The sequence below is a fragment of the Sabulibacter ruber genome (assembly GCF_017355955.1).
GTDB classification, from domain to species: domain Bacteria; phylum Bacteroidota; class Bacteroidia; order Cytophagales; family Hymenobacteraceae; genus Nibribacter; species Nibribacter ruber_A.
Genome location: NZ_JAFFID010000001.1, coordinates 1,472,920 through 1,495,900, shown reverse-complemented (window position 1 = coordinate 1,495,900; position 22,981 = coordinate 1,472,920). Strand labels below are relative to the sequence as shown.

Genomic DNA, 22,981 nt, shown 5'->3' with positions numbered 1-22,981 from the left:
AATCCCAGAAATGCCAGCAACAGAAAAGGAGAGGGGGCGGTAAAAGAAGCAGGTGTTTGATCTGGATGCCTTACAATCACTACCCACGCCTAAGTTGACTGTATGAACTATATAGACCTCCTGATTCTGTTTATCTTTCTTACCAACCTCTGGACGGGCTGGTACCGGGGCTTTGTGTATGGGGTGCTGGACTTTGTGCGCTGGGTGGGTAGCCTCTTTATTGGCTTAACCTTTTACCCCTACGTGGCCGAGTGGCTGGAAAAGATAGTGGACTGGAACGAGCTCTGGCTTTTGCCCATCTCTTTTTTCCTGGTGGCCATGGTAGCCAGCCTCTGTATTCAGGCGCTTGCCGAATGGCTTATTTCCAAACTGCCTTCTCACATCCAGAGCCATAAAGGAAACCAGGTGTTGGGTTTGCTGCCGGGTTTGCTTAACGGTTTTGTGACAGCCGCCATTGTGATCTTTATGCTCACTGCTTTTCCGCTGCCGCAGAACATCCAGGACGAGGTGCAGCAGAGTGCCCTGGCATCGCGCATGAACGGCTACACCGAGAAGGCCGAGATGGCTTTTTCCCCCATTTTTGAGAAAGCCGCCAACCGTACCATGCAGAAACTCACGGTAAACCCGGGCTCGCAGGAAATGATCGAGCTGCCGTACAAAGTGACCCGCATGAAGCCCCGGCCCGACCTGGAGGCTGAGATGCTGGAACTGGTGAACCGGGAACGCGCCAAAGAAAACCTGGAGCCGCTGAGGGCAGATACGCTCCTCCGGACCGTGGCCCGCCGTCATTCCGAAGACATGTTCCGCCGCGGCTATTTCTCCCACTATACCCCTGAAGGCTGGAGCCCTTTTGACCGCATCCGGAAAGCCCGCGTTCCGTTCCGCCTGGCCGGAGAGAATCTGGCGCTTGCCCCCACGTTAACCATTGCGCACGAAGGATTGATGAACTCACCGGGGCACCGGGCCAACATTCTGCGGGACCGGTTTGGCCGGGTAGGCATAGGCATCCTCCAGGGAAGCGATAGACGCCTGATGATCACCCAGAATTTCAGGAATTGAAGGAGTGTTTGGCCGTATCCAGCTTAAGCAAAATTGAAATGATCCTTGCCTAAAGTTGCATTTAGGAGATTAGTGCCTTATCATTGCACAAGTAGATCCTTTTTTGAGCCGGCATCTGTTTAAAGGCATAAACCTATCTGTGTTCTTTAGATGCTTTGGCCAGGATCACTCCTCATCAAGAATGCTCCGTCTTCAGCCCTATATCGCTAGTTTTCTGCTTCTGCTCTTTTGCCAGGTAATGGTACCGGAGGCAGCGTTATTGGCGTTGCATGATCACGAGCATACCGAGGCACATGATGAACAACTGCCTGATGCGGAGCATACCGTGGAGAAGGCGCACCAGCACTGTAAAGTCAAAGAGTACGGCCCCACCGATCTTATCTCATTTCCTCCTCTAGAGGTTCCGTTTACAGCATCCCCAATCAGTACCCGAAGTTCAGGCTTTACCTTCGCCTGGAAGTTTACCTATCCCAACAATATAGATCTCCGGGGGCCACCCCAACGCATCTCCTAACCGTAGGCACTCGCCTGCTTTTACCCTTTTTCTTGGCTTTTTACGGCTGCTTTTGCCTCTGCCGGAGCAGCGGGTACCGGTACGTCTTGTTTTTTCGTGCCGTGATAAGCCGTGTCTGCGTGGGATTACCTTTTAGCGTTTCACGCCCAGAATTGGGGTTTTCGGGTTTTTTCTGAACCAGGAAAAGCCTGACCGGCAGCTTGTGCCCTTTCTTCTGTTTTGCAGCTTCTGGCGCTTACCGTTTTGGTAAGTCGTGTCCCTGCATTCCTTCATGATTTTAGAAAAGCAGACCCGCGTGGCTAGTCAAAAGTCAGCGGTATCTGCCGTTTACGATTTGAGTTTCTTATGAGAAATTTACCTCTTCTATTCTTCTTCTTTTCCGCGTTACACCTATCCGCCCATGCCCAGGTAAAAGCATTCCAGTTTCAGGGCGAAAAGATAAAACCAGGCTCAAAACAGAGTTTTCTGCTGCCCGTCGTCACGGCGCAGGACAGCACCGTTATACCGGTAACAGTTTTCCACGGGGCTAAAAAAGGCCCGGTTTTAGGCATCACGGCTGGGGTGCACGGCTTGGAATACGCCCCCATCATGGCCGCCCAGAAGCTAAGCAAACAATTAGACCCGACGCAGATGAGCGGCACCGTCATTCTGGTGCACATGGCCAATGTGCCGGCCTTTCTGAATCGTAGTTTGCGGGTGAACCCTTTAGATGGAAAGAACCTGAACCGCGTTTTCCCGGGCAAAAAAGAGGGCACCAGCTCTGAGAAAATTGCCTGGATTATCTCCAATGACATCATTGCGCGCTGTGATTACTTTATTGACGTGCACGACGGCGATGCCAATGGGGATCTGCGCCCGTATTCCGGCTACTACAACTACTTCAACATGCCCGAGGTCTCGGAGAAAGCCCGTCAGATGGCCATAAGCCTGGGCTTTGATTTCATTGTGCAGTTCGGGAATGAGCAGGCGTTAACCGAGGCGTCCATCTACTGTTCCCGGGAAGCCACCAAGCGCAACATTCCGGCCGTGGACATTGAATGCGGCCGCATGGGGATGGTAGAAGAAGAAACGGTGCAGCAGGTGTTAGCCGCTTTGAATAGCCTCATGCGCCACCTGGCCATTCTGGAAGGAAAGCCCAACACGGTGCTCCATCCGGTGATGGTGGGCCAACGGACCACCGTGGAAAGTAAGCACACCGGCTTTTTCTACAGCGACCTCACCAGCGGCGACTACGTGAAAAAGGGCATGCGGCTGGGTTACACCACCGATCTTTTCGGGAACCACCTGGCCGATGTGTTCTGCCCCGTAGACGGCGTCATTCTCTACAAGATCTTCAACCCGCCGGTAAAGACCGGCGATGGGCTTTTCAACATCGGGCACATCCAGTAACTATTTCAAGAAACCCGCACAAGTCAGGTGCAGGAAACTCCTTTGCCGGCTTGCTGCTATCCCTCTCTCTACATGAAAAAATATTTATTTTTGATAGTACTGGCGTTATGCCAGGTGCATGCCTTTGCCCAGACCGAAGGCCACATTACCGGAACCGTGAAAAACAACCGCGGCGAGCCGCTGGAAGGGTTCACGGTCACCCTGAAGGAGAACAATGCCTTTGCGACCATCACCGCGGCCGATGGTTCTTTTCACCTCCACCACGTTCCATTCGGTACGTACAGCTTGTTGGCGCTGGGGATGGGCTATGCCACCGAGTCCCGCACCATTACAATTTCAGCTAATAACCATGAAGTAGTGGTGGCCTTTGCCTTGAAGCAGAATTCCCAGGCTTTGCAGGAAGTGGAGGTCTTGGGCCGGAAAGAGACCACCTACAAAAGCGAGTACAGCTTCATTGGCACCAAAACAGCCACGCTGGTGATGGACGTGCCGCAGACCATTTCCACGGTCACCAAAGAACTCATAGAAGACCAGCAGGCCTTTACCCTCAATGATGTGGTGAAAAACGTGGCGGGCGTAAACCAATACTCCAGCTATGACGACCTCACGGTGCGTGGCTTTAGGAACGGCTACGAAAGCGGTTTTCGGTTGGTGAACGGACTGCGCTCCGGCTATAGTTTTGGAAACGGGTTTTTCAGGGTGCCCCTTACGGTGAACCTGGAGCGGGTAGAAGTGCTGAAAGGTCCGGGCGCGGCGCTGTTCGGGGACATCAATCCCGGCGGAACCATCAACATGGTGACTAAGAAACCGCTGGAGGAAGACCGCAAGGCGGTGAGTTTCAGCGTGGGTAGTTTTCAGACGATGCGCGCTACGCTGGATTTTACCGGTTCCTTGAACGAAGACAAAACCTTGCTGTACCGCCTGAACGTGGGCTACGAGAACACCAAAACGTTCCGGGACGTGAACGACAGGGCCTCGTTCATCCTAGCGCCCACGGCTACGTTCCGGCCCACCGCAAACACCACGCTGAACGCTGAGTTGGTGTTCAGTCACTTCAACGGGTACCTGGACCGGGGCTTGCCCATCCAGGGCGGAGACTTGTTCGCGCTGCCGTTCAACTTTACCGTGAGCCAACCCAACGATCACTTCCGGGTGACCGACCTCTCGTTGAACGCTTCCCTGAACCACAGATTCTCTGATCGGCTTTCGTTCAACCTGGCCTACATGAAGTTTGCTTACGCCGAAGACCTAAAAGAGCACCGCACGCTCAACACCTTCGCCGATGCCCCGCTTAACACGGTCATGAACTTGCGGTACTTTGAGCGCAGGGCCAAAGAGTACACCGATAACCTCTCGGGCTACTTTGCCTACACCGCCAACACCGGATCTGTCCCCCACAAACTGGTAGTTGGGCTGGACTACGTGAAGTTTGACACCGACCCCAACAGCACCATGTTTGAGGTGCGCGAGCAACTGGTGAACGGACAGAAAATGCCGCTGACCTTAGACCTGAAGAACCCCGTCTACGAGATCAAGGTAACCAGCAACTACATCCGTCGGCCGCTGCCGCAGTTCTTTATTGACTACATCAACTCGGTGTACCACACCACCGGCGTGTACGTGCAGGACCAGGTAGACCTAACCTCCCGCTTAGGCGTGCTGCTGGGCCTCAGGTACGAGATGTTCCGCGATGAGCGGGATTACGGCACCGGCGAGGAAAGCGTGAAGCAAAACGTGCTCTTACCACGAGTGGGCCTGACCTACCAGTTGCTGGATAACCTGAATTACTTCGCCAGTTTCAGCCAGGGGTTCAAGCCCGTGAATCCGCAGTTCATCAAGTTCCCGGAGCGCTACGGAAGCGATGCACCGTTCAACCATGAGGAAAGCTACCAGCTGGAAACGGGGCTGAAAGGCGAGTTCTTCCAGAAGGCGCTGTTTGCTACCATCTCGCTGTACCAGATTGAGAAACGCCACACGCTGGTGAACACCGGCACCGTAGATGAAGCCGGAAACCCCGTGTACCGCCAGAACGGCAAAGCCCGCTCCCGGGGCGTGGAAGCAGAACTGACCGGGAATGTTTTGCCCAATTTCAGCCTGAACGCCAACTACGCCTTCAACCATACCGAGATTCTGGAGGCCTCCGTTCCCGCCGAAAACGGGATGGTAGCCGCCAACGCCCCCAAGCACACTGCCGGACTCTGGGCCAAATACACCTTTACTTCTCCCGTGCTCAACGGTCTAGGCCTGGCAGTAGGCGGAAACTACGTGAGCCGCCGCCGCATGGAAGTACAGGTGAACGCCGTCAATACCGGCGAACTCATCTGGGATTACTGGCCTGAGTACACCGTTGCAAACGCAGCCCTGTTCTACCAAGTGAACAAATTCAAGCTGAGCCTGAACTTGAACAATCTGCTAAACAAGCGCTACTTCGTGGGCGGCTACGACTACTTCCGCGCCAGCCCCGGCGCGCCCCGGAATTTCATCGTCACGGTGGGGTATACCATTTAAGGGAAAGCGAGGAAGTAGGGATGTGTTTAGCCGCTGTTATAGAGAAATCAGGCCCAAAACGCAGATTCTCCCCTTGAGGGGAGATAAAGAGGGGTGTTTACACAGGAGGTCAAACATTTGTGATCTTTTAAATAAGATGCTCCCATACATTTTGGGAATGCAATCTGTAATGCTTGGACCAGTAGATGTAAACACCCCTCTACGCTCCCCTCAAGGGGAGAATCAAAGCTGCGAAACGAACTTTCTTGAATTTAGTTTCATCCCCTGTTTTCAACCTCTTTCCCGCAAAACAACCCCAAAACAAAAGCAATTAACAATAGACAATTAACAATCATCATATATGGAATTTGCCTTAGAAGCAAGACAACTCAAGAAACAGTACCAGGACAAACTGGCGCTGAAAGGCCTGAACCTACAGATAGAACCCGGAGAAATTTTTTGCCTCCTTGGCCAGAACGGAGCCGGAAAGTCCACCACCATTAACCTGTTCTTGGGCTTTATCACGCCCACCTCAGGGGCGGCGTACATCAACGGGCTGGAAGTGGCCACCAATCAACTCAAGGTAAAAGAGTACCTGGCGTACATCCCCGAGAACGTAATGCTGTACCCAAACCTGACCGGACTGGAGAACCTGACTTTGTTCAGCAGTCTGGCTGGTTTCGACTATAGCCCCGAGAGCCTGATGCAGTACCTGATAGAGGCAGGGTTACCTTCTGAAGCGGCTACGCGCAAGGTAGGCGCTTATTCCAAAGGCATGCGCCAGAAGGTGGGCATTGCCATTGCAGTAGCCAAGCACGCCAGAGTGCTCCTGCTGGATGAACCTACCTCGGGCCTGGACCCTAAAGCCAGCAATGAGTTTTCTGATCTGCTGCTGAAACTGAGTGGGCAGGGTACCGCCATTTTCATGGCCACGCATGACATTTTCCGGGCGAAGGAAGTGGGTACCCGCGTGGGCATCATGCGCGAGGGCGAGTTAGTGGATGTGCTAAGCACCACCGATCTGAATGCCAACGAACTAGAGAATTTGTACCTCAACTACATGCACGCATAGAGATGGTAAAAAGTATTGCCCAAAAAGAATTCATCAGTACGCTCCGCGACAGACGCTTTGTGGTTTTGAGTGTGCTGGTGCTGCTACTGCTTCTTGCGGCGACGGTAGTGGGACTATACAGTTCCCACACCCTGCAACAGGAGCGCGAGGTGGCCCAGGAAGAAGTAAACCACCAGTTCCATAACTCAGCCGACCGGCACCCGCACCGCATGGCGCATTACGGCTCCTTTGCGTTTCGGCCTAAGTCCACTTTGAGTTTTCTGGATTTCGGACTGGATTCCTTTACCGGGGCCTCAGTGTTTATGGAGGCGCACAAGCAGAATAGCGCTAATTTCAGTCAGGCGCAGCAATCTTCCTCGCTCATTCGGTTCGGGGAAATGACAGTGGCATTTGTGCTGCAGATGCTGATGCCGCTGCTCATTATTTTCCTGTGCTTCGGGGCGTTTACCCAAGAGAAGGAGACGGGTACGCTCAAGATTCTGCTGAGCCAGGGCGTGTCTTTGAGTCAGATTGCCTGGGCCAAGATTGCGGGTTACAGCAAAACCGTTGCCTTGGTGGTGACGCCGGCATTGTTGCTGGCGGGCGGGCTGCTCTTCGGGCAGAACGGGTTGGATCTGCAGCCAGATACCCTTTGGCGCCTGCTGCTGTTCATGGCCTTTTACCTGATGTACTTCTTCATTTTTATCGTGCTGTCGGTGGTGGTGTCGGCGCTGCACCAGCGTTCCAGCACCTCTTTGGTCACCCTGCTGGGCATCTGGATTTTGTGCTGCGTCATCATTCCCAAGGCCTCGGCGAATCTGGGCAACACGCTCTACACCACGCCCACCAAAGCCCAGATGGATGCTGATGTGCACGAGGAAGTAGCCAAAGGCATTGATGGCCATAACTCGCAGGATTCCCGCGCCGAAGCGCTCAAAAAAGACCTGCTCCGGAAATACGGGGTGGATTCGGTGAGTCAGCTGCTGGTGAACGTGGACGGCATCATCATGGCCGTGGGCGAGGAGCAAAGTACGAAGGTGTACCGGGAGCATTTCGAGAAACTCACGGGCACCTTCCAAAAACAGAACCGCATCTCTGAGCTGGCAGCCTTCCTGAACCCGTACCTGGCGGTGCGGCACCTGTCCATGGGCATGGCCGGCTCTGATTTTCCGCACTACCTCCACTTCCAGAACAAGGCCGAAGAATACCGCTACCACCTAGCCCAAGGACTGAACCACATCCAGGCCACCCGCCTGAAGTACAAAGACAAAACCACCCGCCTCAGCTCTGACACATGGAAGGAGTTTAAGCCTTTTACCTATGAGACGCCGCCCGTGCAGTGGGCGCTGCGCCACCATCTGCTCTCTTTAACGGCCCTGGTCTTGTGGCTGGGGTTGGTGTGTACCGTGGGCATGCGCGTCATCAATAAAACTCAAATTGTGTAGAGGATGAAGAAATTCTGGATATTGATCAAATACGAATGGCTCAACTTCAGAGCCGATAAAGGATTGCTGATCCTGGTCACGCTCACCTTGCTGGCGGGTTTGTACGGCATCTACTACGGCACCACCGAGGTGCAGCGGCAGCAGCAGAACATTGCCGGGCTGGAGAAACTGACGGAGCACAACGTGGAGGAACTGAAAGCCAAATACCCTGAGGGCACCGATGCCGGGGACATTGGCTACTATCACTCCACCTTCGCGGTGCACCACCCAGATTCCTGGGCCAGCCTGGCTTTGGGTCAGCGCGATGTGAACCCGTACTACATTAAGCTTCGGCTACTGAACCTGCAGTCCCAGTTGTATGATACCGAGAACATCAATCCGCAGAAGGTGCTGGCGGGCAACTTTGATTTGTCGTTTGTGCTGGTGTACCTGTTTCCGCTGCTCATCATAGGCTTGTGCTTTAACATCCTGTCCATAGAAAAGGAGCAGGGCACGCTGCCACTACTGCTGTCGCAGCCCATCAGTTTACCCTTAATTGTTGGCGCGAAGCTTACGTTCCGGATGCTGGTAGTGCTGGGTTTAGGGCTGCTGCTCTCCATCCTGGCTATGATCTGGGGAAAAGTGCTGCCCGATGGACGCGTGGCGCTTTGGCTGGGCGTTGTGGTACTGTACTGCCTGTTCTGGTTTGCGGTGGCCTTTCTGGTGGCGGCGCTGCAGAAGAATTCGGCCTTTAACGCCGTGACCTTGCTGGGCGTGTGGCTGCTGCTCACCATTGTCATTCCGGCCTTGCTGAACGTGTACGTTTCCATTAAACAACCCGTACCGCAGGCGCTGGCGCTCACCATCCAACAGCGCGAGGTGGTGCACGGCGGCTGGGACAAACCCAAACGCGAGACCATGGACAAGTTTTTCGCCCTGTACCCGCAATGGCGTGATACCACCGAGATCAAGGAGCGCTTTGTATGGCGCTGGTACTACGCTTTCCACCACCTGGGCGATGTGGCGGTGCAAGACCTCGCTACCCAATACAAGCAAACCCTGCTGGCCCGGCATGAACTGGTGCAGAAACTGAATGTGCTAAGCGTACCCGTGAACGTGCAGGGAATTTTCAACGCCATGGCTGGTTCAGATCTGCCTTCTTACGTGCAGTTTCTGCAAAGCGCCACCCGCTACCATGACAGGCTGCGGGAGTTCTATTACCCGTTCCTGTTCAGACAGATCACCTTCACCCACGCTGACTTTGCCCGGGAGCCCAGACACAGCTTTGCCAGTGCGCCTGACATGAAATCTGCCACCGCTGGTTTATTGAAACTGCTGGTAAGTGTGGGAATAGTGTTCGGGGCAGGGCTGTTGCTGTTTAGGTGGAAAACGGCTAGTGTGAAGTAGCGGATTTTTTGAGTCAATCCAGCTACTGATTTCAGGTTGATTTCTAAAATTCAATTAAAATCCTTTACTATGGCGCGGAAGTTACTTCCGTGATTTCTTAATGAATACCTGCAAGTCACGGAAGTAACTTCCGCGCCATAGTTGGTTTCATTCGCTGGCGCGAGCCTCCGGCTCGTGTCCGCACGTATTGCTGATCGTCTTTCTAGCTTCCTGGAAGTTAGGCTCTTCGTTTTAATTGTATAAGTATATAAGGTTTTCCTCCACCCAACTGTCATCTTGGAAAGATCTTGTGGGCGAACTGTAATGATATTTCTCTATCTGCCTTTCAAGTTCGTAACCAAGATCCTTTCAGGATGGCAGATGGGTGGTGCAATGTGATTTTATTTGGAATGCGTGCGGACACGAGCCGGAGGCTCGCGCCAGCGAATGAATCATTATGGTTTCTGTTTTGGAGTTGTTCTCTGAAAAACAGTTCTAAAACGGAGTCTGTCTTATCAGGAGCCTGTCTTATCAGAAGTGATTCCACTAAAAAGGAGAGGCCGCTCCTATCTGGAGCGGCCTTCTCGTTTTAACTCATAAACACGCAATCAGTTATTTCTCCACCACTTTGATCAAGGTATTGGCGGCAATTCGCTCATTCAACTGCATGCCGTTCAGGATAGCCATTTCCTCGAAGCGTTTGCTAGGCACATTGAACGATTGAAGTACCTGCGACAAGGTTCCGGGGTTCCGGACAGTTTTGATGCGCACTACCTCGGGTTTGCGGTTGATCTTCTCCTGATCGGTGAGTTGTCTGAAATTCTGGGCAGTAGCGCTAAATGCCGGGAAGTACGTATTAAAAGCGGAGGCCGTAGTCACCCCCGTGATGTTGTAGATATTCCCGCCGTATTGGATAAAGTAGCTCAGGGCCTGAATGGGTTCTGCCTGCTGCTGGGTTTGCTGTTGCTGTTGGGCGGCCTGCTGGGAAATAACGGCCAGGGCAGGCAAACCGTTTACGGTTACCTGTTTTGATTCAACGGCTTGCAGTTGGTTATCGGTGAGCATTTTCTGGGCCGCAGCCTCCAGGGAGTTGCCCTGGGCCAGCCGCAGGAACATCAATGCTTTTCCGTCTTTGGGAGCCATCTGTACCTGTTGCGGAGAGTTCTGGAATTGCCAGCCCGTTGGAATTGGAAACTGGAACTTCAGATCAGGGTGGTAGAAAATGCTGTTCTCCACAAAGCCCTGTTTGGGATCTTCGCCATAGATGAGCCCGTCAATCATGCGCAGGTAGCTGTCGCGGCCTTCCTTGAGGTTGGTGGCGTTGGTTTGCTGTTTCCAGTGGGCGGCCAGCTGGTGCACGGTAGAATAGCGGTTGGCAGGGTTAGGGTGCGTAGATTGCCACTCGGGTATCTCGCCCTGACCAGCCTGTTTGGATTGCCGTTGCAGGGTCTGGAAGAAATCGGCCATGTGGCTGGCATCGTACCCTATTTTAGTGGAATACTCCACGCCAAGTTCATCAGACTGGCGCTCATCATCTCTACCGAATTTCAAGAAGAGGAGCCCGGCCCCTTGGGAAAGCACATCGCCGTACTGCGCCAGGGTAGGCGAGGCAATCATGCCGCCAATGAGTAAGCCTTGCGTTAAGATGGCCTTGCTCTGCTGCTGCGCCGAGTGCCGGGCAGTAATGTGCCCGATCTCGTGGCCCAGCACTCCGGCAAACTGCGCCTCTGAGTTGAAGTGTGCCATGATGCCCCGGGTGAAATACACGTAGCCGCCAGGTACGGCAAAGGCGTTCAGAATGGGAGAGTCCACAATCTTGAATTCGTACTTCAGGTTAGGGCGGTGCGAGATGGCGGCCATCTGCTGGCCTTTCTCCTGGATGAACCGCTGCAAGGTGGGGTTCTGGACCAACCCGTACTGGGCTACAATGCCCGGATCGGCCTGGGCACCCATCGCAATCTCCTGGTCTTCAGAAACCAGGCTGATATCTCTTTTCCCGGTCACGGGGTTGGTGGCGCAAGAGTTGAATAATAGTATGGCCGCAATGGCCAGACTACTGGGAAACAGTTTTTTCATAGTGGTAGTAAGATTAAGGCCAGACTTGTATTTCTCTTAGGCAAGCCAGAAAGAAGCGGCCTGTCTGCTCATTGCAACGTGTACCGTAAATCAATGGTTACGGTCTGTTATTATAGGATATAAACCAGTTGCGCGCACCAGGGGTAAAGTGCCGTTTTTAGGTTGTTTTCAAGAAAGGAGGCCTGAATCTGACAGGTTGATTTACAGGAGAGAAACCTGATGCCTGGCTTGTCTTCTTAGGCTCCGTTATCGGTTTTAGAGGCTGATTGCTCCAGGAGTTGTTGCTCTTTCCAGCGCATGCGGTAGGCGTTCATGGCGGTGGTGCCCAGTTTCTGCACCAGCCGGTAATTAACCACAACTCCTACCGGGGCACCTATGACCGGAATCAATTGCGCTATTTTAGCCAGGTCAATGTAGTCGCGGTACTCTTGCTGGAACGTGCGCCATTCAAACTGATGAATGTCCTCGGGGAGGTGGAGTTTCTGGGTTTCCCAGTCCACCATCTGCAGGTACACCTCGCGCCGTTGCTGCTGGCTGCTGAACGTCAATTGGAAAATATGCAGGAGGTAGAGGCGCTCGCGGTAATCGTCTACGGGGTAGCCATACAGAGCGGCAATGTCAAACAGCATCTTCAGTTTGAGACCCAGGAGCAAGGGGAAATCGGCTAAGCCCAGCAAGATGCCGCCCGCTCCCGTGATTCCGCCCTCGGCGGCCGCAGTGGTCTTGTAAAAGTTGATTCGGTCCCGTACGGCTGCCTCCTTTTCTTGCAGGGTATCATGAGTGGCAGGTTTGCCTGTGGTATGCCTGGCCCCGAAGAGCACTGCCCTGATCATCTGCTTAATGGTGGCCGTTATGGCCTGGTGTACCTTCTCGGGAATAAAGCTGTTCAACTTCTGCTGCATGCCCCGCGCGAGATGGTTCATCAGAGAGGGTTCTTTCTGCATCTGGGCCTGCCATTCGCGGAGTTCCTGCAGGGCAATTTGTTCGTAGGCAGAAGATATCATAAAGGTAAAGGCAGCTTGATTTCTATACGAAGAAAGAGGATAGGGGTGGATAGAACAAGCGCCGGAAGAACGGTTCTTTAACTTATTGCGGGAGCAGGACCTATAGATGAGCTTTCCTGATGTGTTGTTAAAGCAAGAAAAGCGATTTGGGGCTGTTTTCTGGAAAACAGCCCCAAATCGCTTTTGTAGGTTCTACCCAGATTTTTCTACCGACGTCCTCTGCCTCTGGTGCCGGTGCTTCTTTTGGGCTTTTGGTCTGAAGAGGGTCTGGAGCTTCTGCCGCCCGGGGCAGCCCCCGGTCTGCCGGTGCCTGAAGTTTTACCGCTTGGTCTGGAAGCACCGCCTCTGGACGTTCTTCCGCCCGCCGTGTCTCTGCCTGCGCCGGAAGCTCCCTTAGGGCTTCTGTTCGCTTTGGCTTTGGGGTTCACCCATTCGTCTGCCCTTGGCTTAGCAACACGGTGGACCTTTACGCCAAACTCTTCCGTCAGGTCATAGTCGGCATCCGGGTTTTCGGCTTTGCCGGCCTTGGTTGCGCCTTTAGAGGCTTCCTCGGTTTTAGAAGACTCAGAAACCAGTTGGTTGATGGTCTTGATCTCTTCTGCCGTGAGATAGCGCCAGTGGCCGGTAGGCAAATCGGCTAGTTTCACGTTCATGATGCGCACGCGCTTCAGGCGCTCCACTTTGTAGCCCAAGGTTTCGCACATCCGCCGGATCTGCCGGTTCAGGCCCTGGGTTAAGACAATCCTGAATTCTTTGTGGCCAATCTGCTTCACCACCGCTTTCTTGGTGAGGCCCTCGGTCAGGCGCACACCATTGGCCATGCGAGTAACAAACTCATCGGTAACGGGTTTGTCTACCATCACCACGTACTCTTTCTCGTGGTTGTTATCGGCGCGCAGGATCTTGTTTACAATGTCGCCATCATTGGTGAGCAGGATGAGCCCCTCAGAAGCGTTGTCTAAGCGGCCCACCGGGAAAATGCGCTTGGGAAACCCTATAAAGTCAATGATGTTCTTTTTGTCATTGGGGTCTGTGGTGGTGGTGATGCCCGTGGGCTTGTTGAAGGCCAGGTAAATGGGCCGGTCTGTCGGCTTTTTGGCTCTTACCGGTTCTCCGTCCACGGCTACCCGGTCGCCGGGTTTTACGGTGGCACCCATGCGGGCCGTGCGGTCATTGATGGTGACCCTGCCTTCTTCTATGTACCTGTCTGCCTCACGGCGGGAGCAGAAGCCTGAGTCAGAGATGTATTTATTTAACCGGGTGTTGTTGTCTGTAGACATAGTAATGTTGATTCTGGTACGTTTTCGGGAAAAACTTCCCGGTGTCTGCTGGTAAGACTCCTGCCTAGGCGAAGGTCTTCAGGTACAAATCTTCCACTTTCTTGCGGGCCCAGGGCGTTTTCCGCAGAAAGGTAAGGCTGGACTTAATGCTGGGGTTGTGGGTGAAGCTATTGATTCTGATGCGGTCGCCCAGCTCTTCCCAGCCGTAATGGTCTACCAGCAACACCAATATCATCTCCAGGGTTTTTCCGTGTAAGGGATTATTCTTCTGTTCTTCCATAGTACTGCTGCAAAGGTAGTCTTTCTGGATGAGTTTTACGTGCGGAAGCCGCCGCAGGGTATTAGCCCGCCATTTTCTGGCTGTTATAGAAAAACAAGGCCAGAAACGATACTGCTGCACTAGTTTGGATTTAAGTTGGCAGAAGCCCCAAGGTTATATTTATTCTGGGAGGAGTTATGAAGTAGAAGCAACTTTTTTAACTAATGTTCCAAAAAATGTGTATATATTTATATTCATAATGCCATGCTTCATGGCGAGCAAACAGAATATAAGTTAATGTAAGGTGATGAGGGGTACGGCATTCTGTGTCTTGCCCTTGCTTCAGCTTTCTCCAATCCAAAATTCTATAGTCCTATGGAAACCATTACTATGCCCTTGACCGCTTTGTCTTCCCATTCTGCCATGTCGGTGGAGGAGTTCCTGCAGACCTATGCAAATCATCCCGTGTATTTTCCGCCCAGAGGACCAAAATTGCACGCAAAGAACTGGCCCGCCGAAGCTGCCCTGCGGATGTTTCTGAACAATCTCTCCCAGGATGTAGCCGAAGACCCTGAACGACTGGTTGTGTATGGTGGCATAGGACAAGCCGCCCGGACCCCGCAGGACGCGTGCAAAATCATTGAGCTGCTGCTGACCTTGGAAGAAGATGAAAGCTTGCTCATCCAGTCAGGTAAACCGGTGGGCAAAATCAGAAGCCATGCCGAGGCTCCGCGCGTGCTCATCGCCAACAGCAACCTGGTACCGCACTGGGCAACCTGGCAGCATTTCAATGAGCTGAGAGAACGCGGCCTGATGATGTACGGCCAGATGACCGCCGGCAGCTGGATTTACATTGGCACCCAGGGAATTCTGCAGGGCACCTATGAAACGTTTGCCGCCTGCGCCCGGCAGCACTTCAACGGGGATCTGCGCCATAAACTTATTGTGAGCGGTGGCCTGGGCGGAATGGGCGGAGCTCAGCCTCTGGCGGCCACCATGACCGGAGCCACCTTCCTGGGCGTAGACGTTGACCCTGAAAGAATCAAAAAACGGCAGGAAAGCGGCTACATTGATACCATGACTTATGATTACCACCATGCCATGCGCTTGGTGCTGGCCGCCCAACACAAAGGCGAAGCTGTTTCCATAGGTTTGGTGGGCAACATAGGCGACGTACTGGAGAAACTAGTGCAGGATGGCATAACCCCAGATATTTTAACGGACCAAACCTCCGCCCACGACCCTATCAACGGCTACGTACCCCACGGCATGTGCCTGCCGCAGGCGCTGGATCTGCGCAGGAATAACCCAGAGTATTACCGTGAGCTGTCGCTGCAGAGCATGGCCCGCCACGTGGGGTATATGCTGGAGTTGCAACGCCGGGGCAGCTGCACCTTTGACTATGGCAACAACCTGCGGGAGTTCGCGCTGCAGGGCGGGGAACAAAACGCCTTCCAGATCCCGGGGTTTGTGCCCGAGTTCATCCGGCCGTTGTTCTGCGAGGGCAAAGGTCCATTTAGGTGGGTGGCGCTTTCCGGTGATCCTGAGGACATCAGAGTGACCGATGAAGCATTGAAGAAACTGTTCCCCAAAAACAAACAGATGATCAGCTGGCTGGAGCAAGCCAAGGTGAAAGTACCGTTCCAGGGGTTACCCAGCCGCATCTGCTGGCTAGGCATGGACGAGCGCGAGAAAGCTGGCCTGCTGTTTAACCAACTGGTGCGCGAAGGCAAAGTGAAAGGCCCTATTGTCATAGGCCGCGATCACCTGGACTGTGGCTCCGTCGCCTCGCCTTACAGGGAAACCGAAGGCATGAAAGACGGCTCCGATGCCGTTTCTGACTGGCCACTCCTGAACCTCATGGCTAATACCAGCGGCGGGGCAACCTGGGTGTCGTTCCACCACGGAGGCGGTGTGGGCATTGGCTACTCACAGCATGCCGGCATGGTCATCCTGGCCGATGGTACGGAAAGGGCAGATCGGTGCCTGCGCCGGGTTCTGTACAATGACCCGGCCCTGGGCATCTACCGCCACGCCGATGCCGGGTATGAATCGGCCCAGAAGAATGCCCATAAGTTCAACCTGAACAGCTAAACCCTTACATTCGGAAACGCATCTGCTATACGCAAGCCGAAATAGTGGAAAAAGCGACAGGTATAAAGCACAGATTACCACTACCTCGCAGGGCCGTGATGCGTTATCATGAGCAGGTGCGTTTCCGGCTTTATTTACAAAAAACACCTTTAAAACCACCTTGTGCTTCAGAACGGAACCAGGCTCTCAGGAGAATGCTTCCCGTGTCTGAAGTGAATTCCCATGGAGGCACCCCCTGAAACCTGTACCTTGATTGGCCCATTCGCCCAAGTGGTTACCATGGCGAACCTGCCCTTAACCGGACCGATCACCGATGACCAGTTAGAAATTCTGGAACACGCCGGGGTTCTGGTACAGGCAGACAAAATAGTGCGGGTTGGGCCTTACGCGCAACTCGCGCGGGAAGCGGAAAGCCATTCCTATCAGTTGCACCCGATAGATCAGCCGCTGGTCTTGCTACCCGGCTTAATTGATGCCCATACCCATCTTTGTTTTGCGGGGTCCAGGTCCAATGACTATGCCTTGCGGGTTGCCGGGAAAACCTACCTGGAGATTGCCCGGCAGGGTGGGGGCATTCTGGATACGGTCCGGAAAACCAGGGCAGCCTCACCGGAGGAACTGGTGCAAACGCTTACCCAGCGCTGCAGCCGGCATTTAGCGGAAGGAGTAACCACCTGCGAGGTAAAAAGTGGCTATGGGCTCACGGTGCCAGACGAGCTGAAAATGCTGGAGGCCATTTCTCAGGTGAACCAACAGCATCCCCTGGATTTAGTGCCTACCTGTTTGGCCGCTCATACCCGTCCCCGGGAGTTTGCAGAAAATACCGCTTACCTCCGGCATGTGGTACAGGAGCATTTGCCGCAGGTGAAAGAAAAAGCCCTGGCTTACCGGGTGGATATTTTCATTGAAGACACCGCTTTTTCTGAGGAAGAAGCTTTGTGGTTTCTACAGGAGGCAAAGGCGCAAGGGTTTCAAATAACGGTTCACGCCGATCAGTTCAGTACCGGCGGTAGCAAGGTTGCCGCTCAGGTGGAGGCGCTCAGCGCCGATCATCTAGAAGCCAGCACCCCGCAGGAACTCTTGTTGCTGAAGGAGGCCGGAGTTGTGGCCACGGTGCTGCCCGGCGCCTCCCTGGGGCTGGGAATCGCCTTCGCCCCGGCCCGTAAGATGCTGGACCAGGGCCTCTGCGTAGCCATTGCAACCGACTGGAACCCGGGCTCTGCCCCAATGGGCGATTTACTGGTACAGGCAAGTCTATTGGGGGCTGCCCAGAAACTGACCATCGCAGAAACCTTCGCTGGCGTTACCACAAGGGCTGCCCATGCCCTCAGATTAGAAGACCGCGGAAGCCTTGAAGCCGGTATGCTGGCAGATATGATCGCTTTCCCTACCAGTAATTACCAGGAAATCCCGTACTTCCAGGGCAAGCTGAAACCCACTATGGTCTGGAAAAACGGAAAGCTGGTGTAGAAGTACCCAGACCAGCTTTCCGCTCTCAAATACCAGGGCAAACTTAGTTCACCGATTGCTGGGCATCCAGAATGATGCGCACAAGGCGAGTGTCTTCGTCTTCCCAGTTGATGTTTTTCACGTTCTCAATCAGGTGCACAGACAGGCCATCGTACTGACCATAGCTGTTGTAGACCTCAATCAAGAACTCCGTTTCTGATACTTCTTTTATAAATCCGTAAAGGCCTAAATCCTGGTACAGGTAAAGATAAATGAGTTGCTGTTCCTTTTTGGCCTGTTGCAGGATCTCTTCCATGCTGCAGTTGCCAATATGGAACAGGGCGGGCACAGGCGTGTCGGTATAGATTTTCCGGAGATTGGTTTCTTTGATCTCCAGCCGGCGCAGGAAAATATCATCAATATCAACCCCAAACAGGTCAGTGGTTTTAAGGATCAGGATTCCGTTGGGCAACCCCTGCGCGGTCATAGACCGCACACTGATGGTTTCTTCGTTGTAGTCCAGCAGATAGCCCAGGTACACTTTAGGGCCGTCATTGCCGTGGGTTCTAAGGGCTACCGGCTTGTCTTCTTCTTTCGCTTGTTGTAGAATAGTGTAGAATAACGTCATGTAATTCAGATTTATTTATCTTATTGGATAGTGGGGTATAGGTTGAAGATGTAATATAAAAATTATGACACTTCTTTAAACCTCTAAAGCGGCAGAAAATATGTACAAACCATCAGACAAAACAACCTGGAAAGGAAGAACCGATCTGCAGGATGGCATGCTGGGGATGCGGTGGCACCAGGTGGTGCAGTTGATTGACCTTTCCAGAGACGTGCCCGAAGGGGAGGGGAATTTCGCTTTTCTGGGCTTTAGTTGTGATGAAGGCGTGCGCCGGAACCTGGGCCGGGTGGGAGCATCGGCCGGACCTTCGGCCATCAGACTGGCCATGTCTGCCCTGGCTGATCATCTGCCGGAAGAGGTGCAACTCTTTGGGGGCGGAGATGTGATCTGCTCTAATCACCTGTTGGAAGAAGCCCAGATCAGGCTGGGCCGCAAAGTGGAGCTGCTGCAGCGAAAAGGCTACAAAACCATTCTCCTGGGCGGCGGACATGAAACCGCGTACGGACATTTCCTGGGACTTCAGACGCAGATAGGAGCAGAGGAGCAGCTAGGCATTATCAACATGGATGCCCATTTTGACCTCCGTAGTTACGCGCCGCAGCCAAGTTCTGGGAGTCCTTTTCTCCAGATAGCACATGCGTTGGAAACCGCCGGAAAAGCGTTTCATTACCTGTGCCTGGGAATACAGGAGTACGGCAATACCCGCAAGCTTTTCCAAACAGCGGAAGAGGTAGGAGCCCAATATGTGGAGGCCCAGGACCTGCAGTTTGGGCTAACCCAACGGGTGAAGGAGAAGATTCAGGAGTTTATCAATCGGGTAGACAAGGTGTACCTCAGCATTGACCTGGATGTGTTTGCCGCTGCCTATGCCCCCGGCGTGAGTGCTCCCACTGCCCTGGGCTTAACCCCCCAGGCTGTTTTGCCCCTAATCAAAGAGATTGCCCACAGCGGAAAACTCATGTCAGCAGATGTAGTGGAGCTGAACCCAACGCATGATATTGACAACCAAACCGCCAAGCTAGCCGCCGGCTTGATTTACCATCTGGTGCAAACCTGGAAATAAGATTTTGTTTTGGGCTTGTTTTCCTTAAACTAAGCTTAAAACGAAGGTTGATAGAAGTTGAGCCTGTTTAAAATTTTCTTTTATTCACTTTTAGGCACAAGCTAAAAATATGAAGTATTACCTAGGAGCTTATTATTTCATAAAAGTACGTCTTGCGGATTTCGGTTCCAGAAAAAGTTCCAAAGTTTGCACATGCAGTACTTGTATTAATGACTCCTACTTCGATGCTTGGTCAATCTCTTGGAGTTCAAGCGGAAACAGCGGACTTAAAGAGGCAAGAGAAGAATTCAATCTGACCACATCCAAGATCAAGGAAATCCAGACTTGGGCTGACCAAAAGTTCGAGGAAAAGAAAATTGGCTGGGTAAATACCTTCTCTGATTTTGACACTTTAAAGGAATATAAAAAAAGGTTCTTTGACACAGCACAGGATTATCACCTATTCAGTGTGAATTTCCCTGAAATGGAAAAAGACGCATTGATAGAAGAGTTTGTAGTGAAGGAAAAAAATATAGGAGCTATCGGACTTTGGGATAACTTAAACAGACAGATACCTGAAGTAGCTGATGACTCTGAAAAAGCTATTGGCTATGACTTAATAGGCATTGAGGCAAGCGGCGACTTCCATACCTTTCACTGCCATGACATTGCTGATGAATTAGTAGATAAGTTTGGTGTGCAGATAAATCATTTCGGACTTATTGCCAATGACCATAATTGGGAAAAGCTAGTAGAGTACATGAATGCTGAAGAAAATGGTTTCGAGCCTGTGCCTTGGTTCTTTGTCAAAGTAAAGCTGGTTGACGAAAGAAAAAAGCTTGTGTCTAAAGTTGACTAAACACTATACTTCTGTCGACGGCCCATGCACGCTGTTTATACTAAACCGTTATAATGGTAGGTAATCTGGCGCAAGCGTCCGTTTGTGTTTACGTATACAAGCTTTTTTTCGAAAAATAGCCCCAAAACAGATGTCACTCAAAAAAGACACAAGCGGACGCTTGCGCCAGACATGAAAAGAAAAGCCTCCATAGACTTTGTTTCTGCGGCCATTTACAGAAAACAAGCCTAAAACAGAAAAAGCGAAACCCGGCAACTTCCAAAGTGCCGGGTTTCGCTTTTTTATCACTTACAAAAAGATTTACGCTGAGTTCCGTTCGGCGTTGATGATCCCGAAGGAGCACCTTACCACCAGTTTCTCAAACTTGCTTTTGTCTTCAGTCTCGGTTTCCTGCTCTTCCATTTCCCTGATCTGGGTGAGGGCAAATTGCTGAATGGTGAGCAGCGGCAACTCAATGCGCTGCCGCATCTGGATGGAAAGCAGGTTCACGGGCTTGTCTTCCATCAAATGCGCGTTGCCGGTCAGGCGCAGTACGTATTGCTTGGTGCGCTCAAACTCCTCATGAATCATGTTCCACAACTCGCCGTACTGCGGGTGCTTGGCCAGAAACGCGGTAAGCGGGAAGAAACATTTGGTCATGGCCATCTCGCAGTTGCCTATCAATGTCCGGAAAAACAGGGACCGTCTGTACAGTTGCACTACGGCCTCCCACTGGCCTTCGTTCTCCAGTTTCTGCATGGCGGCGCCTACCCCGTAATAACCCGGCAGGTTCTGCTTTAACTGACTCCAGGAGCCCACGTACGGCACAGCCCGCAGATCGTTCAGGTTCAGTTTGCCCGGTTTCCGCTTGGCCGGACGGCTCCCGATGTTGGCTTCGGCGTAGTACCTGAGCGGACTGGCGTAGTTGAGGTACTCCAAAAAGTTGGGCAGGTTCTTGAGCGTGTTGTAGGCCTGGTAACTTTCATCGGCCATGCGCTGTATGAGCTGTTCCTCTTCCTGGGTGAGGGTGGTTTCGCGGGCAGTGAACAGCGCGTTGCGGATACCGGCGTGCATCAACTGTTCCATGTTGTACTGGGCCGCATCTATGGTCCCGAAGTTGGAGCTGATGGTCTGCCCCTGGATGGTCAGTTGGATTTCCTTGCTGGCGATATTGGAACCCATGGACGCGTAGAACTGGTGCGTTCTGCCACCGCCCCGGGCGGGAGGTCCGCCGCGGCCGTCAAAGAAGACCACCTGCAAACCATGCTCCTTGGCCAGCATACTCAGTTCTTCCTTGGCTTTGTAAATGCTCCAGTTGGCCATGAGATACCCGCCGTCTTTGGTGCCGTCTGAGAAGCCCAGCATAATGGTCTGGATGTTGCCGCGCCGCTGCAAATGCTGGCGGTATACGTCTGAGGTGTACAGTGCCTGCATCACCCCGCGGGCGTTCTTAAGGTCATCAATGGTCTCAAACAGCGGCACAATGTCTATGCTCATTTCCTCGGGTTTCCAGCCGCTCAAGAGGAACAGGCCGTAGACTTCCATAATGTCCAAGGCGCTGGTGCTGTGGCTGATGATGTAGCGGTGGCAACCCTGCTCGCCGTTGATCTGCTGGATGGATTTAATAGCCTGCATAGACTCCACGGTGTCGCGGTGCAGCTCGTTTTCCAGCGATGCCGGGTCTACGGTGGTGTTGGCGTTGAGCAAGGCCGCAATTTTCTCTTCCGCCGAAAGCTGCGTGTAGTTCTGGGGCAAGGCATCGGTTTGCGAGGCGATGGCTTCCAAAGCTTCGGTGTGGGCCGAACTGTCTTGCCGCACATCCAGCGACGCGAAGTACAAGCCAAACAGCTCTACTTTCCGCACCAGGTTTTCGGCTAAGTGCAGGAACAAGCCGTTGTGGTGTTTGATCAACACATCTGTGATGCGCTGCAGCGGCGCCAGGATGTCTTCCTTGGTGATATCTGCTTTGTACCCTGGCAGAAACAAGTTGTTGTACAGCTTTTCTTCCAGCGCAATCAGCTCGTTCAAAACTCCTTTGAAAGTAAGCCGGCGTTTGAGGCGGCGCACATCCTGGTAATAGGATTTTATGATGCCGCCGCGCAGGGCTTCGGCTACCTTGCGGGTAATCTGGGCCGTGACAAACGGGTTCCCGTCACGGTCGCCGCCCGGCCAGAAGCCCAGCCTGATCAGCGGGTTCTGGGCCGAAACAGCCTCAGGGAACTGGCTTTTCAGGAAAGACATGATCTGTCCGGCCGACTGGTAAAACACGTTCTCCAGGTACCAGATCAGACTCACCGCCTCGTCATACGGCGAAGGTTTCTCGTTTTTGAAGAAGGGGGTTTTGCCCAACTGGCGCAGGTAGCTGTTCACCTGGGCCGTATTGTCGCTCACCAAAGCCTTGGACAAGTCATTGATGATGCCCAACACCTCGCTGGGGTAAAACTGGGTAGGATGGGCCGTGAGCACCAGGCGCACCGAGAAATCCTTTAGTTTTTCTTTCAGTTGCTGGTGCGTTTGGGTTTGCTCAACTTCGGCTTGCAGGTGCTTCAGGGTACCGGCCCCGGTCATGTCATGCGTCTCCCTGAATGAGGCATCCTCCAGGGCATCAAACAACACCACTTGCCGCTCAGCATACTGCACAAACCGGAAAAGCAGATCCAGCTGCTCCTGCTGGGTACGGTAGGGCGTGTACTGGCTGAAGAAAGTGCTGATGATTTCGGCAGGGCTGGCTTCCTTGGCAAATCCTTCTTCGCAATGCAGCAGGAAGATGGAAAGCAGAACGCCCGTTTTCTCCACCCGGTGGAACGGGAGCGCCGTGAACAAGCTGTTGTATAATTGAAATTTCAGCCCTACGTGTTTGTCATAGGTTTGCAGGGCACTGGTAGAAGAGCCATCCATAGTTGATAGTTATAGCAGTATTCTTAACTGTTCACTGGTTGTACTAAAGCCACATCGGTACGGTTACAGCTATGGCCTTTAACAAATATAAAAGTCTCCGTCT

17 protein-coding genes are annotated in these 22,981 nt (G+C 52.9%); 11 read left to right on the top strand and 6 right to left on the bottom strand.

Annotated features, from left to right (window positions below; genetic code table 11):
* The first annotated feature begins 102 nt into the window (after window positions 1-102).
* The 7 genes from JT719_RS06100 to JT719_RS06070 all read left to right on the top strand — a co-directional run bounded on the left by JT719_RS06100 (window position 103) and on the right by JT719_RS06070 (window position 9,331).
* A complete protein-coding gene (locus tag JT719_RS06100) occupies window positions 103-1,059 on the top strand; it encodes a CvpA family protein (RefSeq protein WP_207431653.1) in 957 nt (318 codons plus the stop codon).
* 181 nt (window positions 1,060-1,240) lie between these two features.
* Window positions 1,241-1,573 (top strand): hypothetical protein, encoded by a 333-nt coding sequence (locus JT719_RS06095; RefSeq protein ID WP_207431652.1) that lies wholly within the window; start codon window positions 1,241-1,243, stop codon window positions 1,571-1,573.
* Between the two features lie 345 nt (window positions 1,574-1,918).
* Entirely contained in the window at window positions 1,919-2,962 is a 1,044-nt protein-coding gene (locus JT719_RS06090; RefSeq protein ID WP_207431651.1) for a succinylglutamate desuccinylase/aspartoacylase family protein, read from the top strand.
* Window positions 2,963-3,034: 72 nt separating this feature from the next.
* Window positions 3,035-5,470 carry a TonB-dependent receptor gene (locus JT719_RS06085; RefSeq protein WP_207431650.1) on the top strand — a complete coding sequence of 812 codons (2,436 nt, stop codon included), beginning with the start codon at window positions 3,035-3,037 and terminating at the stop codon, window positions 5,468-5,470.
* 340 nt (window positions 5,471-5,810) lie between these two features.
* Window positions 5,811-6,521: an ABC transporter ATP-binding protein gene (locus JT719_RS06080; protein ID WP_207431649.1), complete on the top strand. Its 711-nt coding sequence runs from the start codon at window positions 5,811-5,813 to the stop codon at window positions 6,519-6,521.
* A gap of 2 nt (window positions 6,522-6,523) precedes the next feature.
* Complete coding sequence (locus JT719_RS06075) at window positions 6,524-7,945, top strand: ABC transporter permease (RefSeq protein WP_207431647.1); 1,422 nt, start codon at window positions 6,524-6,526, stop codon at window positions 7,943-7,945.
* A gap of 3 nt (window positions 7,946-7,948) precedes the next feature.
* The gene (locus tag JT719_RS06070) at window positions 7,949-9,331 is read left to right on the top strand and encodes an ABC transporter permease (RefSeq protein WP_207431645.1); all 1,383 of its coding nucleotides are present in this window, start codon (window positions 7,949-7,951) and stop codon (window positions 9,329-9,331) included.
* 591 nt (window positions 9,332-9,922) lie between these two features.
* Here JT719_RS06070 and JT719_RS06065 read toward each other — a convergent pair.
* The 4 genes from JT719_RS06065 to JT719_RS06050 all read right to left on the bottom strand — a co-directional run bounded on the left by JT719_RS06065 (window position 9,923) and on the right by JT719_RS06050 (window position 13,950).
* Window positions 9,923-11,386, bottom strand: coding sequence for a M48 family metalloprotease (locus JT719_RS06065; RefSeq protein ID WP_207431643.1), 1,464 nt, complete (start codon window positions 11,384-11,386; stop codon window positions 9,923-9,925).
* A gap of 236 nt (window positions 11,387-11,622) precedes the next feature.
* Window positions 11,623-12,390, bottom strand: a complete 768-nt coding sequence (locus JT719_RS06060) for an EcsC family protein (protein WP_207431642.1) — start codon at window positions 12,388-12,390, stop codon at window positions 11,623-11,625.
* A 206-nt stretch (window positions 12,391-12,596) separates the two neighbouring features.
* Complete coding sequence (gene rluF, locus JT719_RS06055) at window positions 12,597-13,670, bottom strand: 23S rRNA pseudouridine(2604) synthase RluF (protein ID WP_207431641.1); 1,074 nt, start codon at window positions 13,668-13,670, stop codon at window positions 12,597-12,599.
* A 64-nt stretch (window positions 13,671-13,734) separates the two neighbouring features.
* A complete protein-coding gene (locus JT719_RS06050; protein ID WP_207431639.1) occupies window positions 13,735-13,950 on the bottom strand; it encodes a VF530 family protein in 216 nt (71 codons plus the stop codon).
* Between the two features lie 354 nt (window positions 13,951-14,304).
* On the opposite strand from JT719_RS06050, the gene JT719_RS06045 reads away from it, so the two are divergent.
* Both JT719_RS06045 and hutI read left to right on the top strand, forming a co-directional pair.
* Window positions 14,305-16,023 carry a urocanate hydratase gene (locus tag JT719_RS06045; protein WP_479725263.1) on the top strand — a complete coding sequence of 573 codons (1,719 nt, stop codon included), beginning with the start codon at window positions 14,305-14,307 and terminating at the stop codon, window positions 16,021-16,023.
* A 222-nt stretch (window positions 16,024-16,245) separates the two neighbouring features.
* Window positions 16,246-17,493 carry an imidazolonepropionase gene (gene hutI, locus JT719_RS06040; RefSeq protein WP_207431637.1) on the top strand — a complete coding sequence of 416 codons (1,248 nt, stop codon included), beginning with the start codon at window positions 16,246-16,248 and terminating at the stop codon, window positions 17,491-17,493.
* Between the two features lie 43 nt (window positions 17,494-17,536).
* Here hutI and JT719_RS06035 read toward each other — a convergent pair whose 3' ends face one another.
* Window positions 17,537-18,100 (bottom strand): hypothetical protein, encoded by a 564-nt coding sequence (locus JT719_RS06035; protein ID WP_207431635.1) that lies wholly within the window; start codon window positions 18,098-18,100, stop codon window positions 17,537-17,539.
* Between the two features lie 100 nt (window positions 18,101-18,200).
* Between JT719_RS06035 and hutG the strand changes: the two genes are divergently transcribed.
* Both hutG and JT719_RS06025 read left to right on the top strand, forming a co-directional pair.
* Window positions 18,201-19,163: a formimidoylglutamase gene (gene hutG, locus JT719_RS06030; protein WP_207431633.1), complete on the top strand. Its 963-nt coding sequence runs from the start codon at window positions 18,201-18,203 to the stop codon at window positions 19,161-19,163.
* 109 nt (window positions 19,164-19,272) lie between these two features.
* Window positions 19,273-20,001, top strand: coding sequence for a hypothetical protein (locus tag JT719_RS06025; RefSeq protein WP_207431632.1), 729 nt, complete (start codon window positions 19,273-19,275; stop codon window positions 19,999-20,001).
* A gap of 300 nt (window positions 20,002-20,301) precedes the next feature.
* Here the strand turns inward: JT719_RS06025 and JT719_RS06020 are convergent, their stop codons facing one another.
* Window positions 20,302-22,878, bottom strand: coding sequence for a phosphoenolpyruvate carboxylase (locus JT719_RS06020; protein ID WP_207431630.1), 2,577 nt, complete (start codon window positions 22,876-22,878; stop codon window positions 20,302-20,304).
* Between the last annotated feature and the right edge of the window lie 103 nt (window positions 22,879-22,981).